Annotated in this window: 18 protein-coding genes; 8 read left to right on the forward strand and 10 right to left on the reverse strand. The window is 50.0% G+C overall.

Annotation, left to right across the window (positions count from 1 at the left end):
- Window position 1: 1 nt before the first annotated feature.
- From JRI46_00105 to JRI46_00135, 7 genes are all read right to left on the reverse strand, one after another.
- Window positions 2-361 carry an acyl-CoA thioesterase gene (locus tag JRI46_00105; protein MBW2037993.1) on the reverse strand — a complete coding sequence of 120 codons (360 nt, stop codon included), beginning with the start codon at window positions 359-361 and terminating at the stop codon, window positions 2-4.
- A gap of 77 nt (window positions 362-438) precedes the next feature.
- A complete protein-coding gene (locus JRI46_00110) occupies window positions 439-1,311 on the reverse strand; it encodes a radical SAM protein (protein ID MBW2037994.1) in 873 nt (290 codons plus the stop codon).
- A 182-nt stretch (window positions 1,312-1,493) separates the two neighbouring features.
- Window positions 1,494-1,850 carry a septum formation initiator family protein gene (locus JRI46_00115; protein ID MBW2037995.1) on the reverse strand — a complete coding sequence of 119 codons (357 nt, stop codon included), beginning with the start codon at window positions 1,848-1,850 and terminating at the stop codon, window positions 1,494-1,496.
- Complete coding sequence (locus JRI46_00120) at window positions 1,814-2,668, reverse strand: hypothetical protein (protein MBW2037996.1); 855 nt, start codon at window positions 2,666-2,668, stop codon at window positions 1,814-1,816. Before JRI46_00120 ends, JRI46_00115 begins: the two co-directional genes overlap by 37 nt.
- Window positions 2,655-3,077 carry a biopolymer transporter ExbD gene (locus tag JRI46_00125; protein MBW2037997.1) on the reverse strand — a complete coding sequence of 141 codons (423 nt, stop codon included), beginning with the start codon at window positions 3,075-3,077 and terminating at the stop codon, window positions 2,655-2,657. Before JRI46_00125 ends, JRI46_00120 begins: the two co-directional genes overlap by 14 nt.
- 5 nt (window positions 3,078-3,082) lie before the next feature.
- Window positions 3,083-3,688 carry a MotA/TolQ/ExbB proton channel family protein gene (locus tag JRI46_00130; GenBank protein MBW2037998.1) on the reverse strand — a complete coding sequence of 202 codons (606 nt, stop codon included), beginning with the start codon at window positions 3,686-3,688 and terminating at the stop codon, window positions 3,083-3,085.
- A gap of 9 nt (window positions 3,689-3,697) precedes the next feature.
- Window positions 3,698-6,643, reverse strand: a complete 2,946-nt coding sequence (locus JRI46_00135; GenBank protein ID MBW2037999.1) for a tetratricopeptide repeat protein — start codon at window positions 6,641-6,643, stop codon at window positions 3,698-3,700.
- 475 nt (window positions 6,644-7,118) lie between these two features.
- Between JRI46_00135 and JRI46_00140 the strand changes: the two genes are divergently transcribed.
- From JRI46_00140 to JRI46_00170, 7 genes are all read left to right on the forward strand, one after another.
- A complete protein-coding gene (locus JRI46_00140) occupies window positions 7,119-7,679 on the forward strand; it encodes a hypothetical protein (protein ID MBW2038000.1) in 561 nt (186 codons plus the stop codon).
- A gap of 104 nt (window positions 7,680-7,783) precedes the next feature.
- On the forward strand, window positions 7,784-8,803 hold the full coding sequence (locus JRI46_00145) for a hypothetical protein (GenBank protein MBW2038001.1): 1,020 nt from the start codon (window positions 7,784-7,786) through the stop codon (window positions 8,801-8,803).
- 157 nt (window positions 8,804-8,960) lie between these two features.
- Window positions 8,961-9,677 (forward strand): hypothetical protein, encoded by a 717-nt coding sequence (locus JRI46_00150; protein MBW2038002.1) that lies wholly within the window; start codon window positions 8,961-8,963, stop codon window positions 9,675-9,677.
- A 594-nt stretch (window positions 9,678-10,271) separates the two neighbouring features.
- Complete coding sequence (locus JRI46_00155) at window positions 10,272-10,904, forward strand: hypothetical protein (protein MBW2038003.1); 633 nt, start codon at window positions 10,272-10,274, stop codon at window positions 10,902-10,904.
- Between the two features lie 156 nt (window positions 10,905-11,060).
- A complete protein-coding gene (locus JRI46_00160) occupies window positions 11,061-11,456 on the forward strand; it encodes a hypothetical protein (GenBank protein ID MBW2038004.1) in 396 nt (131 codons plus the stop codon).
- Between the two features lie 133 nt (window positions 11,457-11,589).
- Window positions 11,590-11,802, forward strand: coding sequence for a type II toxin-antitoxin system HicB family antitoxin (locus tag JRI46_00165; GenBank protein ID MBW2038005.1), 213 nt, complete (start codon window positions 11,590-11,592; stop codon window positions 11,800-11,802).
- Window positions 11,799-12,023 (forward strand): type II toxin-antitoxin system HicA family toxin, encoded by a 225-nt coding sequence (locus JRI46_00170; GenBank protein MBW2038006.1) that lies wholly within the window; start codon window positions 11,799-11,801, stop codon window positions 12,021-12,023. The genes JRI46_00165 and JRI46_00170 overlap by 4 nt, the downstream gene beginning before the upstream one ends.
- A gap of 61 nt (window positions 12,024-12,084) precedes the next feature.
- Here JRI46_00170 and JRI46_00175 read toward each other — a convergent pair whose 3' ends face one another.
- A complete protein-coding gene (locus JRI46_00175; protein MBW2038007.1) occupies window positions 12,085-13,773 on the reverse strand; it encodes a peptide-binding protein in 1,689 nt (562 codons plus the stop codon).
- Between JRI46_00175 and JRI46_00180 the strand changes: the two genes are divergently transcribed.
- Window positions 13,736-14,656, forward strand: coding sequence for a phosphatase PAP2 family protein (locus JRI46_00180; GenBank protein MBW2038008.1), 921 nt, complete (start codon window positions 13,736-13,738; stop codon window positions 14,654-14,656). The genes JRI46_00175 and JRI46_00180 overlap by 38 nt on opposite strands.
- On the opposite strand, the gene JRI46_00185 is transcribed toward JRI46_00180, so the two are convergent.
- Together JRI46_00185 and JRI46_00190 are read right to left on the reverse strand one after the other, a co-directional pair.
- Entirely contained in the window at window positions 14,583-15,749 is a 1,167-nt protein-coding gene (locus tag JRI46_00185) for an N-acetyltransferase (GenBank protein ID MBW2038009.1), read from the reverse strand. The two genes, JRI46_00180 and JRI46_00185, sit on opposite strands and share 74 nt — an antisense overlap.
- Window positions 15,709-16,890, reverse strand: coding sequence for an aminotransferase class I/II-fold pyridoxal phosphate-dependent enzyme (locus JRI46_00190; GenBank protein MBW2038010.1), 1,182 nt, complete (start codon window positions 16,888-16,890; stop codon window positions 15,709-15,711). Before JRI46_00190 ends, JRI46_00185 begins: the two co-directional genes overlap by 41 nt.
- Between the last annotated feature and the right edge of the window lie 9 nt (window positions 16,891-16,899).

Here is a 16,899-nt window from a genome sequence, read left to right on the forward strand (position 1 = left end):
TTTAAGGTGGAAGGTCTTGAGAGAGATAGGTGAAGTAGGGCTCGGGGATGGTTCTAGACCTCCCTTCGGTATCTACGCAGAGGTGTTTGGTCTCCCCCTCCACCAAGGTCTGCCATGTCTTCTTTCTCAACACCAGATATCTGAAGACTACCGAGCGCCTCTGAAGGACACCTAAAGAGGTCCTCACCGTGATCAACTCATCGTACCTAGCGGGCTGCCGATACTTGCAGTGGGCCTCGGCCACCACTAGGCGGTAGCCTAGCTCCTCCAGTTCAAGGTAATTGAAACCCCTCTGGCGGCAATACTCGGATCTGCCCATCTCGAACCAGACCAGGTAATTGGCGTAGTAGACCACCCCCATGCGATCGGTCTCTGCATAGCGGACCCTCAGCTCGAACTCTACGTAACCGTCTCGCCAGCTCAACCCATCTCCTCTCGCTAAAGGGCCCGGAAGTAATCAGGACGCAGGAGGTTGGGGTCCCTTTTGGCCAACACCTCATGGATGAGTTTGAGGGTGGCATCCTTGTCCTTGGGCATCCTGGCCTTGATGGGAAGGTAATTGGAGGCATGGTTGGAGAAGAAGAGCCCATGCATCTCGGTATAGGCGATCATTATCCCTAACTCTTCGATCAATTCGAAGGGGGTCGGGAGGACGAACTCCCCCCTCTCTATCTCTTCATAGATGGGGGTCCCGGGGACGATGATCAAGGATAAGGCCCCCACATAGTCAGGGTCCATCTCCGTAAGGATCCGGCCGGTGGCGATGGCATGCTCCTTACTCCTCTCCCTCCCCCCAATCCCCAACAAGACCGTCACAGAGAGCTTTATCCCCGCATCCTTCACCATCCTTCCCGCCTGCACCAACTTTTCATAGGTGGTTCCCTTCCTCATCCTATCCAGGACCACCTGATCCCCTGATTCTACCCCCATGTAGATGATCTCGAGCCCCGCTTCCCTCAATTCCCGGAGGTTCTCCTCTGTTTTCTTCAGGACCCCCTTGGCATTGGCATAGACCCCCACCCTCCTCAGGTGTGGTAGTTTCCGATTGAGGTAGTCCATAACCTCCATCAACCTCGGTTGGGGGACGATAAGGGCGTCACCGTCGGCCAGGAAGACCTTTTCTATGGCCCAGCCGAACTGGGCGGCCTCGTCAATGTCTTCCTTGATCTCCTGAGATGTCTTTATCCTAAACTTTTTGTCCTTATAAGAAGGACAAAAGGCGCATTTATTGTGTGAGCAACCCACCGTAATCTGGAGGATTAGGCTGTCTGCCTCGCTAGGAGGACGATATATGGTCCCTTCGTACTTCATACTCGCTCGTCTCATAGGGTTCCAGGGGCCTAGGGGCCAATAGATACAGGGTTCCAGGGGGCCAGTGGTCGAGTGAAATACACTAGAACCCTAGGATCCTGGAATCCTTGAACCCTGTTTGAAGGTTGACCCCTTGAATACTCTCAATTCCACCAATTGAATGGGAGAAGATCCCAAAAAAATTAATCCCCCGCCCTCTCCTTTTCAACCCCTTCGTCCTCGAAGATGAAGAGGATCTCGTTCTCCTTGATCAGACCCAGATCCCTCCTGGCTACCGACTCCAGGTATCGGGGGTCCTCCCGCAGGCGTCTGATCTCCTCTTTAAACCTTTTATTCTCCTCTCGCATCTGGCTCACATCGCTGAGGATCCTGTCTCGTTCCTGCCGTAACTGGATAATCTTGACCACCCCCTTTTCCCCGAAGAGGGCAAAATACCACACCATCAAGATGAGTCCTATTAAAAAGATAAGGAGCCCCTTCTTTTGCGTCCTGAAGGCACGGTTCATCTCAACACTGACCTCACAGAGATCACCCCCCACATCTCCACCTGGGGGACATCCTTAGGTAGCGGGTTGAACCTATACCTCTTGATGTATTTTATGGCTGCTAGGTCTACTGTGGCACCCCCCTTGACAAGGGGGATGACCTTACCCACCGTGCCATTAGGGATGACCCAAAACTTAAGCAATACATCGGCCGCCACCGAGACCTTCACCTTAGGAGGAGGAGGGATATAGATGACCTTTCGGCTGGCCGCTGGCCCCTTTATCCCCAACTTGACGGTCTCCGGCAGCGGGAGGGGCCTCTTTGCCCTCTTGCTTCCTACTTCCTTCAGGCTGGCGATGATCCGCTTGGCCTCGACATCCTCTGGCAGGGGGAGAGCCCCCCCCTTGACGTTTTTGGCCATGGGCCTGGGCGCATTGTAGATCTCACCCCGCCGCTCCTCCTTTTGCATTATCTCCTCCAATTCGTGATAAAAGCGGGAGGTCTTCAATATCCTCATCTTCTCTTGCTCATCCAATTTTTCGGCGGGAAAGAGGCTGACTCTAGGAATGGGTGGTTTACGCTCTTCGCTTAAACCCATCTCCGACAATCTCCTGAGCACCAGCTCATCCCTGATCCTCTGCACCGGGGTATCCTCCCATAGACCCATCTCCTCTCCTCCTCTTACCACATTCTTTTGCACGGGTTCCAGGTAGAGGTCTGCGGCCTTGATCATGGTCACCGGGATGAGGGACACCTTGGTTGGCTTCAAGAGATTGGGCACCGCCAACAGCACCACCAGATGGAGGAAAAAGGAAAAGAGGATGAAGGGGGAGATCCTCCTCATCACTCCCCAAGTCCTATCTTCTTCCACCCTTTTTCTCCTTCGGCTGGGTGGCGATGGCAAGCCGATTCAACCCCGAGGTCTTGGCGGCACCCATTACTTCCACTACTTTCCCATGGAGGGCCTTGGCATCGGCCTGGATGATAATCAGGGTCTGGGGGTTCTTCTGAGCTACCCCTTTCAACCTCTGCTCCAACTCCTGTAAGGTGACCAGCCTCCTCTCCAAGAAGACCCTGTTGTCCTTGGTGATGACCACCCTCACTTCCTTCTTCTCACGGGTCACCTTCTCCGCTTCGGCCTTGGGAAGGTTGACCTTGATCCCAGGGGTCACTATGAAGGTGCTGGCTAGCATAAAAAAGATCAAAAGCAGAAAGACCACATCCACCAAGGGGGTGATCTCAATCCGAGCATCATCTTTCCTAGGCTGTCTAAACTGCATTTTTTCTAATCCTCCTTCTTCAGGAGGTCCACCATCCTGATTGAATTTTCTTCCATCTCCAATATCAGGGAATCCGCTTTGTTCATTAGGTATCGATATATGACGAAGGCGGGGATGGCCACCACCAACCCTGCCGCGGTGGTGACGAGGGCCTCAGATATCCCCCCTGCCAGCGAGGCGGGGTTGGCAACCCCCTGTAGTGAGATGACGTTAAAGGACTTGATCATGCCTGAGACGGTCCCCAGCAGCCCCAGAAGGGGGGCAATTCCCGCTATGGTGCCGATCACATTTATGTACCTCTCCAGGGATGCCACTTCCCTCCTGCCCACTTCTTCTATCCTCTCCTTGATGACCTCCCGCCTCTTGCCGTAATTTTCTATCCCCACCCTGATCACATGGGCAATAGAGGAGTTATCCCGCTTGCATAGGGTGACGGCCTCAGGGAGTTTTCTCCTCATCACCAAGTCCTCCACTTCTATCAAGAAATCTCGTGGGATGACCCTGCTTATGCGCAGAACCCATATCCGCTCCAAAAATATCCCCACGGCAACGATGGAGCAAAGGGCAATAGGATACATCAAGATTCCACCTTTCAGGAATAGATCGTACATATCATCCTCCTAGTCCTTTTCCTCTCTCTTTTTTCTTCTCCCCTTTTCATCTATCCTTTTCAACATCTCGCGCGCCTTCTTCCCTTCTTCCCCCTGGGGGGAGAAGGTCAGTACCTTCCGGTATACCTGGGCTGCCTCATCCCACTCTTCCCGCTCTACATAGATCTCTCCAGCCTGTAAGAGGGCCCTCACCGCTGTCCCCTTCTGCTCCGGATAGAGATAATGCACCCTCATCAATTCGGTGAGGGCAGTCCCCTTGTCCTTTAATTTTAGATAGGACTCTCCGATCCCAAGCTGGGCCAATGCCTTGACCTGCCTCTTCTCACACCCCAAGGCCTTCTTGTATGCAACCAGGGCATCTTGATATTTACCATCCCCCAAATATATCTCCCCCATCTTGAGCCATGCATCCCCTGCCAGATCCCCCCCGGGATAGCTGGTGACAAACTCTCTCAACACCTGCAGGGCCTTCTCAGGGCGCCCCGTGGCCTGGTAGGCCATAACTGCCCTGAGCCAGCCCCTCTCTGCCACACCCACACCCCCCATCCTCATCAGCTCCTCATAGTAGGCGATGGCCTCTCTATACTCTCCCTTTTGGAAGTGGATCTCACCGAGCTGGAAGATGGCCTGGGGGTAATAGGGGTTGTCCCCCCTGCTTGAGACCCCCTTCAGTACCTTTGCTGCTTCCATCGATCTACCCATTTGTAGAAGCAATTCAGCCCATCTCAGTCTGGCTTCGTCAGCCAGAGGGAGGGTAGGATAGTTGGTGATGATCCTCCTGTACGTCTTAGCGGCCTGAGCCCGATCTGCCCGATGTCGATAAAAATCACCCAAGAGAAGAAGGACATTGACCCCCACTGGGTGGACAGGGTGCCTCTGGAGAAAGGCCTCTGACCACTCCTTAAAGTTATCATACTTCCCCCCCCGATAAAAGGACAAAATGACCCCCCACTCGGCCTCCGGGACCTCTGGGGCCTTGGGGTGATCCTTTATCACTTTTAGATAGGAGACCACCGCCTTCAAGGGTTTTTCGAGGTTATAGTAGCTATCACCTATCTTCATCAGGGCCTTGGGGGCGAGGTGATGTCTTGGTCCTTCTTTCACCAAGCGAGAGAAGACCTCTATGGCCCTGGTAAACTCCTTCTGCCGGAAATAGGACCAGCCCAGCCAGAAGAGGGCCTCAGGGCAGAGGGGGTGATGGGGAAATTGATTCAGCAGGTAAAGAAAGCGATCGACGGCCAAAGGGAACTCCCCCTTCTTATAGTGGGTCAACCCTTGGTAGAAGACCACCCTCCCCCGTAGGGGTCGAGGGACCCCCTCTTGAGTCGATAATTTCTTGAACACCTGGGTGGCCTTGCCGTACTTCTTCTGGTTGAAGAGGGTTTCTCCCATCAAGAGCATCGCCCGCTGGGCAACAGGACCAGAAGGGGTCATCTTCAAGAGGTCTTGAAAGATCTTCAAGGCCTCATCCCACTTACCCTTATCGAAATTATACCAGCCCAACGCCAAGAGTGCCTGGGGGAATATATGGGGATCACCGTGGGTCCTCAGCAGGTACTCTTGCCCCTTGGGGTACTCGTCTAACATCAGATAGGTCTCTCCCAGCCAATAGGAGACCTCACTCCTGCGGGGGTGGGAGGGGGATTCCTGTAACAACCTCTCCCATACTTGGGCCGCCTTTGTGTACTGCTGGCACCTATAAAAGGATTCTCCCAACCTGAGATAGACCACATCCTTGATCTCGCTCTCAGGATACTCCTGTAAGAGATCCTGATACGCCTTTGTTGCCTTGGCGTACTCGCCGTGACGGAAATGATAGAGGGCAATCTCATTCAGGGCATTGTCTCCCCAGAGGGAACAGGGATCTCGGGCAGTAAGACCCTGGTATACTGTCAAGGCCTGGTCCAATTCCCCCAACCCCAGCCAGGCCTTCACCTTTCCCCAGATGACCGGGTCTTGCCACTCCCCCCCCTTGAAGTGTTGAAGATAGGCATCAAAAGATTGAAGGGCCTCCGTATACTGCTGCAGGTAGACCGAGCACCACCCCTTTATATACATCCCCCCTCCCAGCAGGGGATGGGAGGGGTATCCATCAATGAAATTGGTGGTGGCTGAGAGGGCCTCCCCGTATCTCTGGAGGACGAAGAGGCAAACCCCTTTCAGATAAAGGGCCTCCCCCATCAAAGAGGAAGGAGCCTTGGAGCTGATGATTTGGTTAAAGAGGGATACCGATTCCTCCCATCGTCCTATCTTCATGAGTGCATACCCATCCCAGAAGACCCCCAGGAGGGCAACAGGACTGCGGGGATGCCTTTGCCTCAAACGCGAGAAAAGGTCATGGGCACTTGTCGGATCAGCCAACTTGAGGGAGATCCAGCCTGCCGAGTAGAGGGCATAGTCGGTAAACTCACCCTCCGGAAACTCCTGGATCACCCTTTGATAAAGGGTCAAGGCCTCTCTTTTTCTCCCTTGATGCCACCTTATCTCCCCCATCCAGTATAGGGTCGAAGGTACATAGGGACTTTGGGGATACTTCTCCAGGAGTTCTTCAAAAGTCCCCCAGGCCTTAGTGTACTCCCCCTTATGATAGTGATACTTGGCCCTCTTGTATAAGGCCTCAACCCCTTTGAAAAGCTTGGCGAAAGAGGCGGTTACGTCGGTGGAATAGGCACAGCCAGGGGATTTGGCAACTGGGGAGGTCTTCTCTATTTCCCTCACCACCTCTTCGCTTAGCCCCCTGGGATCGACCATGGGCTCCTCCTTGGCCTCCAGCGTGATAACTGTAGGCAAGGGGGGGACGCGGGCGTCTATGATCTTCATCCTCTCCTCCCCAATGATCACCGCAGGAGGGAGCTTGATCTTGAGCTCCTCCTCTCTCTGACCAAAGGTGAGGGGAAGGGTGAAGAAGAGGAGAGAAAAAGCGGTGAGGGATATCCTTATCAGTTTTGATTTCATTATTAGGATAACCGAGCGATTTTTAAAAGGGTATCAAAACTCATCCTGAGTGTCAACAGCCGCACCCATGTGAGACAAAGAAATCTTTCTCTGATAAACCCTTATGAGGGTTTGCCCTCACCCCGCCTATGAAAAATATAGGATTCGAGGGTTCAAGTGTTCAAGTGTTTGTGTTGTACCTTCTGCCAGGTTTTCGACCTGTCCTGCGGGGGACGCAGCCCCCTGAAGCAAGACCAAGAACATGTTAGAGGACGAAATGGTTTAGAAGCTTACTTAGATAGAATTTTTTAAAAGGATGTAGTTGAAAAGTGAGATTGCCTGGGTTAAAATTAGAAAAACTTAAAAATGAGATGAAAAGAGATAAAGGTTGGTTAGCTTGGGATTCGTCCAGAGGGATATATATCCGAACTTCGGATATAGTGCTGGCGGGTAACTGAAATCAGGTTAACGAAGGGGAAAGGGAGAGATTTATAAAATGCCAAGTGCGTGGGTACATGCAACAATAGATTTGATTGCCTACGGAAGACCTTATTTCGATCTTCATAAAGAAAAAGACGAACCCTACAAAAAACTTGGGCGGAACCACAGGAAGATAAGACATGAATGGTATCAAGCCTTTGGGAAAAAGTGGACTTTGGATGAACCTTTTTCAGCTTGCTTGAAAGATCAAATCTCAAAAATAAGAAGCATAAACGGCCCTAATAAAGCAGAAAAGCAAATGGCGTATATAGATCATGATTACATTGATAGAATATGGGATACTCTTTCACCGCCAGAGAGAAAATATAGAGAAGGATTTTTTGCCTGGATACTATTCAATCCAAGAATCCTCAAAGAATGGGCAGGAGTGGGTGTTTTGGATAGTAGAATACAGAGGATGATTGATAGTTGTGAAGTGTGGGAATATTGTCCTGAGTTGAAAGATGAATATGAAAGGCTATGCAGTTATGTAAAGGTCGTGATAGAGAACGACGGGATTTTGCAAAATATGTTAGAACGCTATGGGCAGAAAGAATATATACCTGACTTCGGCTAATAGCGTGTTTGCGATTCGCCCATCGGGCTCACCCAAACCGCCTATGTCGGCTTTGCAAATACGGAAAGCGTTAGCCGAAACTGGCCATTTGAAAGGAGGACGAAATGAAAAAGCATATTGAATTTATACCAGTTCTGTGCACCTTAACGATTCTATTAGTGGTGGGGTGCGGCAAAATTGGGTCAAGTCCCAAAGCCGTTTTATCCAAGTATCTTGATGCTTCTCTTCATGGCAGACATGAGGAAGCCTATCAATACATTTCTGCTAAAGATAAGGCTATAAAGAGCCTACATGAATATTTATCAGATCAGCAAAAGGAGGAAAGTCCTTTCGCACAAGTCCTTGCCAGCAAGGTCTCGTACGAGATCAAAGAGGTTACAATAGATGGGAATCAAGCCAAAGCAAATGTCGATGTTACTATTCCAGATTTTGGAGTGATATTCAAAGATATTTTAGGGGCAGCTTTTATGTCAGCTTTTGGAGAAAAGAAGGATAAAAAAGAGATTGAGAAAATGTTAACAGAAGAGTACAAAGGGAAAGATATCCCTATGACAACTACAACTCAATTTTTTGAATTGGTTAAGGAAGTAGACGGTTGGAAAGTCTTTTTTGATTGGAAGACAAAGAAGAAAGTTGATGCAGCAATGAGTCAGGCAAAGCAACTTGAAAAAGAGAAAAAACTCTATGCTGCAAAAGAGAAGTATCAGGAAGTTTTGGAACTTGATAGTGAAGTTGTAGAGGCTTCAGAAAAAATAAAGGAGCTTGATGAGAAGATAAAAAGTTTCAAGGAAAAACAAGCCTATGTGGATAACGTTAAAATCAGAAATTTGGAAGTCGCAAAAGCACTGTTAGGAGGACTTGGAGTATTTGGAGAAGTAAAGAATCTTGGAGATCGTACGTTAACAGAGGTAGAAATTACGATCTATTTTCTTGATAAGAATGGAAATCCCATCTTTGAGAAAACCTATTACCCTGTCCTAGTGTCGAAATGGTCCTTTGGCGATCGTGCTCAACCCTTGAAACCAGGCTACATTAGGAAATTTGGTGTGAAGGCCGATAACGCTCCTTCTGAATGGGCGAAAAAAGTTAGGGTGAAAGTTACTGATATTAAGTTTGAAAAGTAACAGATTTATTTGACCAACTTCGGCAAACAAGGCACAAACGACTACTGTCAAAATTGCTTCGCAACTTTGTTTGTGCCGATACCGTTATACGCCACTTGGGCCATAAATTGAAAAACGCATTTTCAATTCGAAACTAATAAATAAAGGAGCGTCAATCATGCAAGAAGTCACTGTATCCTTAGATTTAGCTGATATCTTACGTGAAAAAATTGATGATTGTGCAAAATTCAATAGAAATGTTCAAGTATCAAAAGAGGTTCTTGATTCCTATATACATAACAAAAGAATTCTATCTCAGGAGGAAACTGAACAAGCAGAGGGTTTCTTATTCTCCCGTTTTCTTGAGCTTTTTTTGGACGCCAAGGAAGCTTTAATAATTCCTGAAGATGCCGTACATAGGATAGCTGCTGAGTATCTCACCAATTTTGATGATATAGGAATCACATATGCTTATCAGGACTTTTATGCATACCAATTTGTTGATAAACTAAACGATATAGTTCGCCGTGCTGCTAAAGTTAGAGAGCTATTTACCAAAAAACAGCCTCCACCAAGCGTAACCAAGATATGCCGTGAGGCTTATCTTAGCTATTTATACGGATTTCACACATCTTCAGTAGCGTTATTGAGGACTATTATAGAGTCAATGTTGAAAGAACGTCTTGACATAGATATTGGTGAACTATGGAAACTGAATGATCTGGCCTGCGATCGAGGTATCTATCCAAAGCGAATCTGGCATAAAGTTAACCAAATTAGGAAAGAGGTAAATAGTTTTGTCCACGAGGTTTCTATGGGGAAAGCACCTTCAGAGAGCAAGAATATTCAACTTATAGGAATTGCCCAAGAAGTACTGAAAGCAATACTTGAGTGATCTTAAGCAATTGGGATGTGGAATCAAAAATCAGATGGCCCAGCAGCGTGTAACACCAAACAAACAGCTTCATTTCGCCAAAATCACTTTGTGACTTCGTTTGTTTGGAAGCCGATGTGCGAAATGGTCCGGCTTCACCTCCTTCCTTGGCGGTGGGCAAAAAAACCTATCTAACAGATATGCAGCCAATCTTCTCCAGAGAATCCATTTCCCTGTCAAGGAGACCCCCCTGCTATTTATCCTCAAAATTTTATGCTAAAATGGATAAAGATAATCAAGGGAAGCCGAAATGGTAAGAAATACCAAACAGGCCCTTTGGCCATTTTGCTCATCGGGGCACGGCTGTGCGAAGCTTGCAGGCCACCTCTTACCAGGATTGCCCCCACTGCTAAAGACGGGCCGCTTCGCCCATCTTTCGGGCGTACGGCCTGCGACAAAAATTGCCTCAAAGGGCCAACTTCGCACATCCGAGCCCCGTTTCACGAAATTGACTGCCAGCTTTTTGGCATGCTAAAAAGGAGGATACTATGGTGGACATTCATCCAGCAGTTTGGGCAGCAATAATTAGGAGCGATAGGAGGGATAATATCAGCCGTGATTACGAAAAGAAAAGTTGCACCCATAGTAGTAGGGATAGTAGTAGGGATAATCATAGGAGCTGTCGGGAGTACAGTCATTACCAGAATTGTATCTGGAAAGGAGCCACTACGAACCCTCCATGCTCCTTTTGACATGCCTTCCTACTTTTATCCCTCAGGATGGATGGGAGATGGGGAATCAGGCACAAGGTACATCCAACTCAATACAACCTTTCGTGAAAGCCCTCGTCTTGGCGATACTGACAGTGCTTGCATCAAGATAAGGTGTCAGCCAGGCCCGAAGGGTTGGGCAGGTATCTTTTGGCAGTACCCTGATAGTAATTGGGGTGACCAACCAGGATCGAAGATTGTAGGAGCTACAAGAATTGTCTTTTGGGCAAAGGGGGAAATAGGTGGCGAAATAGTTGAATTTAAGGCGGGAGGAATTAGAGCCCCCAACAAGCGTTATCGAGACAGTTTTGAAGTTTCGCGAGGGCGTATTAGCCTCCCAAGAGATTGGGCAAGGTACGAGATTAGTCTATCGGGGCAAAACCTTTCCCATGTTATAGGGGCATTTGCCTGGGTAGCGACAAGGGATGCAAATCCTAATGGTTTGACATTCTACATAGATGATATTCGATATGAATAAGCTAGCAGTCAACTATGCGCTCCCTTCGGTCGCTTGCCCTTCGGGTCGGCTAACACGGTGTTGCCGACTTCGCTATGCTTCGTGCAGATCACCTGCGGCGACTTCGGTAACCCCGAAACCGCTAGGCGAAATGGCGAATTGGTGAGGTAAACACAAATGCATAGCTTCGATCTGAGACACCGTGGATTTAAACATTGGGTTGATTTTCGGCTTACAAACGAAGCCGAGTTAGGAAACACTTTACCTGATAAGAATGGTGCTTATGTAATTCGAGACAGGTGTGACTTTGGCAGATACTTAAAAACCTCAGATATAGTTTGTATTGGGCATGCACCAAAACAATCTTTGAAAAATAGGATCTCCTTATATTTCAAGGGGTATAAAAACCAAAGGACAAACAAAAAGATTCATGACTGGCTATTGCGATTTAACACTTTTCAAATTTCTTGGATTGAAGTCGATAATGCTGAGAAGTGTGAAGAAATAGAGCGAGAGTTACTAAATGCATATCAGGAGGACCATGGTGAACTGCCACCATTCAATGCTCAATAAATTGTATTTGCCACTTCGCCCAACGTATATTAAAGCCCATGGGTCAAGAGAAATGATTTCTCGCAGGCGAAAAGGTCATCTCTTTTCGTCCCCTGTAACGGCCAGTATGATTTATTAAACAGGAGGTGTAAAGATGAGATACAGAGTTTTGATTGAACAGGACGAAAATGGGATGTTCGCTGTTGAATGCCCTTCTTTGCCAGGATGTATTTCTCAAGGTAAAAACCGAAAAGAAGCCCTTAAAAATATTCAAGATGCCATTAAAGGCTATTTAGAAAGTCTAAAAAAACACAATGAACCTGTGCCACCATCAATTGAAGAAGAGATTGTAGAAGTAGCAGTATGACTAAATTACCCGTAGTTTCTGGCAGGCAACTCTGTAAGATATTGGAAAACATAGGGTATCTTATTGATCACCACACAGGGAGTCATATCATTCTTAGAAATATAAATCCTCCTTATAGGAGATTGACTGTGCCGGATCATAAGGAAATTGCTAAAGGTACTTTGAGAGCAATTATGCGGCAAACTGGTTTGACTGTGAAGGAATTTAAGAAATTGGTATAAAGGAAACCCCTGTCATCCAATTCAAGAGGTTTGGCTATCTGTGGGCTGCTAAGATAATTTCCTAGCGCAAAAACCTCTGTTCCCTCTTGGGGGCATACCAGCGGATGAAGTTGTAGGTGATCCCTGCAGGGGCGGGCTTTATCCCCCGGAACCGGGCATGGATCGCGGGCAGCGCATAAGGTACATAGAGGAAGGTGTAGGGCTGCTCCTCCGCCAAGATCTCCTGGAAGCGGAAATAGTACTTCCTCCTCTCCTCCCTATCGAAGACCTTTCTGGCCTTTAGCAAGAGGGCGTCCACCTCTTTGTTTTTGTAGGAGATGAAGTTCAGCTCCTTATAATCCGTCTTGCTGGAGTGCCAGATGTCGTATTGATCGGGGTCTACCCCCATGCTCCACCCCAGGATGACGGCCTCAAACCTCTTTTTGTCGATATATTCATTGATAAAGGAGGCCCACTCCATGACCCGTAACTTTACCCTTATCCCTATCTGCCGTAGGCGCCACTGGATGATCTCCGCCGCCTTAAGACGACTCTGATTCCCCCAATTGAGCAGGATGGTGAACTCAAAAGGCATCCCCCCCTTATCGAGAAAGCCATCGCCATCGGTGTCCTGCCAGCCCGCCTGCCGCAACAACTCCCTTGCCCGCTCTGGGTTATAGGGATACCTCTTTACATGGGGGTTGTAGTACCAGGTCCCCGGCTTATAGGGACCAGTAGCGGCCGTGCCCAAACCCAAGAGGACCACCTTGATGATCTCCTCCTTGTCGATGGCATAACTGATTGCCTGGCGCACCCTCTTGTCCTGAAATTTGGGACACAATAGATTATATCCCAGGTAGGTGTAGGAGAAGGGGAGGTATTTGTACTTGTGAAACTCCCCTTCAAAGGCAGGATAATTGGTCTGGCGCCGATATTGGATGGGAGTGAGGCCTATCCAGTCTACCCCCCCTGCCTTTAGCTCGAGAAACATGGTGGCAGGATCGGGAATGATCCTGTAGATATAGCTATCGATATATGGCCTCCCCTCAAAGTAGTCATGATTGGATTCTAGGACGATCTTTTCTCCAGTGACCCATTCCCTAAACCGATAAGGTCCTGTCCCTATGGGATGACGGGTGAGCCTGCTGCTGGTGATATCTTGCCCCGCCAGTAGGTGCTTGGGGAGGACCACCAGATACCCCCAGCTCGCCAGCCCTGGGGCAAAGGGCTCCCGGTAGGTGACGCGAAAGGTGTACCTACCCAGGGCCTCGGCCTGCTTCACCTCTAGGTAGTCACCTGCATAGGCAGTAGGAGTCTTAGGGTCGGTGATGGTGCGAAACCCAAAGAGGACGTCCTCGGCCGTGAACTCTGCACCATCATGCCACCTCACCCCTTGTCGCAGGTGAAAGGTGATGGTCTGGCCATCGGGGGAGACCTCCCAGCCTTCGGCCAAGTCCCCCACAAGGTTCAAGTCCTTATCGTACTTCACCAATCCGTTATAGATCAGGTCACAGATGGTGTGAGAGGGGCTGTCCGAGGCCAGCATGGGGATGAGGTTGCTGGCATCCCCTATAGACCCAACAATGATGGTGTCGCCATAACTCGGGCCCACATCCTCCTGTGCCAAGGCCGCAGGGGCAAAAAGGAGGGAGATTGCCAAGATGAGGGCTATACATTGACTTTTCCACCCCTTGGTGTTATACGATGATGATTCTTGAAAGGGAAAGAAAGGGATGCGTCGTTTACCCCCTCTGGAGGGGCTCACCACCATTTTCCTAGGGATCGTCCTCCTATTAGTCATCTTCTTTTACCCCCGATTTCCCCAAGGGTGGAGGCTGCTGGCAAGATTCATTCCCCTTGTCCTGCTGGCATTGGCCTTGTCAAAGGTCAGAAGGAGGTGGGAGGAAATGAGGACAGTCCGCTTTATATGCGACTTCTCCCCCATCTTTTTTGCCATCGCCATCTACCAGGGGCTGGGAGACCTCATCCCCTATCTGCGCCCTGATATAGATGACCTCCTCATCAAGATTGACCTGGCCCTCTTTGGGGTGCACCCTACTATCTGGCTGGAGGGGTTCTCTAGCTCCTGGCTGACCGATCTGCTCTCTCTGGTCTATGCCTCATATTACTTCATCCCGGTGATCTTGATCATCATCCTCTACTTCTGGGGAAAGGAGGAAGAATTTTCCGTGACCGTCTTCACCCTCTTGCTGGGATATTATATCTCCTTTTTGGGGTATATCTCCATGCCTGCCATAGGCCCTCGGTTCACCTTGGCCTCCTTGCAGACAACCCCTTTAAATGGAGGCGCCATGACGGAATTCGTCATCCGTATCCTCGACATCCTGGAACATAACAAAAGGGATTGTTTCCCCAGCGGACATACCCAGATGGTCTTGATCTCCCTCTGGTTTGCCTTTAAATACAGACGTCCCCTATTCTGTATCTATCTCCCCATCGTCATCGCCCTCATCTTTTCCACCGTTTATTTGAGATATCACTATGTAATAGATATAGCGGCAGGATTTGTCTTCGCAGGGGGGACCCTGTTGGTCGGCCCCAGGCTCTGGAAGTGGTGGGTCAGAGGGGAGACTGATAGATCCGGTAGGTCTTGTACCTCCTCCCCCCCAAGGCCTCTATCCCCCTCTGCATGAGGTAATTGTCCTCCAAGACCCAAGACATCTCCCCCCTCTTATACCCTTTGGCCTGTCCCCGCCGGAAGATCTCCAGATAGAGGAGGGCCTCAATCCCCCGCTTCTGGTATTCGGGTTTGACCCCCAGGATCAACACCCTGATCTCATCAATTTTGCGGGCATAGTAGAGGAACTTCAAAAGGCCCAGGGGGCCCAACCTCCCGTTGAGCCTCTTGAGGATGAGGTTGTAGTTGGGCAGCGCCAGGGCAAAGCCCACTGTCTCTTCCCCTATCTCGGCAAAGAGGGCCAGGTCAGGAACCACCAAGGGTTTCAGTTTTCTGACCATCAGGTCCATCTCCTCATCGGTCAGCGGGACAAACCCCCAGTTGTCCCTCCAGGCCCCGTTGTAGACCTCTTTTACCCCCTCCACCTCGTTCTCAACCCTCTTTAGGTCGATAGGGCGAATATTAAGCCCTGTAGACCTCTTTTTGACCCGTTCGCTGATCCGCGGAAGGCGCGCGGGGATGCTCCCATCGTCGACAATGAGGTTGGCAAAGAGGTCTTTGGCCTTCTGCAGGCCGCAGCCCTCCAGTAGTTCCTGATAATAGGAGGGATTGTAAGGCATCATCAAAAAGGGGGGAGAATTAAATCCCTCTACGAGGAGACCGCATTCATGATTGGTAGAGGGGTTCACCGGCCCCATCACCGTCTCCAAGCCTTTTTCTCGCAAATAACCCCTTACCTGATCCAATAGGGTACGGGCAACCTCGAGGTCCTTTATGGACTCGAAAAACCCGAAGAACCCTGCCCTCTCTCGGTGGAAATCTATGTAGTTCTCATCGATGATGGCGGCGATGCGCCCTACTATGGCACCCCTCTTTACTGCCAAATACGGGATGATCTCGGCGTGTCGGAGAAATGGGTTCTTGGGGGACAAGAAAAAGGCCTGCTCTTTGAGCAATGGGGGGACCCACTGGGGGTCTCCCCCATATATCTGCCAAGGGAAACGGAAAAAGGCCGTGCGCTCCCCCTTGGTCTTGACCTGCCTTATCTCAACCCCCCCTGCGGACATCTCAGATAACGCCCAGTTGCCTCCCTGCCCGCTCAAAGGCATCCAGAATCCTGTCCAACTGCTCCTCGGTATGGGTGGCCATATAGCTGGTACGCAGCAGCTCCCTACCAGGAGGGACAGCAGGGGAGATGACTGGGTTCACAAATACCCCATACTCCTGCAGGAGTCTGCACATCTCAAAGGTCCGCATCTGGTCCCCGATAATGAGGGGGATGACGGGGGTCTCACTGGTCCCGGTGTCGAAGCCGAGTTCCTTAAACCCCTTGAGCATCTTGTGGGCATTATACCAGAGTCTCTCCCTTAACTCGGGCTCCTCTAAGATGACATCGAGGGCGGCGCTCACCGCCGCCACCAAGGCGGGTGCGAGGCTGGCGCTGAAGATGAGAGAACGACCAAGGTGTTTGACGTAGTTCACCACCTCTTTGGAGGCGACGATGAACCCTCCGATGGCGGCCAAGGTCTTGCTATAGGTCCCCATGACCATATCCACCTCATCCTCCATGTGGAAATGTTCCAGGGTCCCCCTGCCCTGCTCGCCCAGTACTCCAATGGCGTGGGCATCATCCACCATCACCCGGGCCCCATACTTCTTAGCCAGGGGTACAATCTCGGGCAGCGGGGCAATATCCCCTTCCATGCTGAAGAGCCCATCCACAATAATGAGTTTGCCCTCCTTGTCGGATGTGTTCCGCAACACCCTCTCCAGGTCCTCCATGTCGTTATGGCGAAACCTCTTTACCCCGCCTAAGGAAAGGCGACACCCATCGATGATGCTGGCATGGTCGAATTTGTCCAGGATGGCCACGTCATTTCTCCCCACCAGGGCAGATATGGTGCCGAGATTGGTCTGATATCCGGTGGCGAAGACTACGGCGGCCTCCTTCCGGAAGAAGGCCACCAGTTTCTCCTCCAATTCCTCATGGATGTCCAGATTGCCGTTGAGGAACCGAGAACCCGCGCAGCCGCTCCCGTACTTCTGCACTGCCTTGATGGCCGCCTCCTTTACCTTGGGGTGGTTGCTGAGCCCCAGATAGTTGTTGGAACCCGCCATGATGAGCCTTCGGCCATCGACGATCACCTCAGTATCCTGGGCAGACTCTATCCGACGGAACATGAAGTAATAACCGGCGGCCTTGGCCTCCTCCACCTTGGTGAACTCGTAGCACTTGGCAAATATGTCCATTACAAGTAC

The sequence above is a fragment of the Deltaproteobacteria bacterium genome (assembly GCA_019308925.1).
GTDB lineage: Bacteria > Desulfobacterota > B13-G15 > B13-G15 > RBG-16-54-18 > JAFDHG01.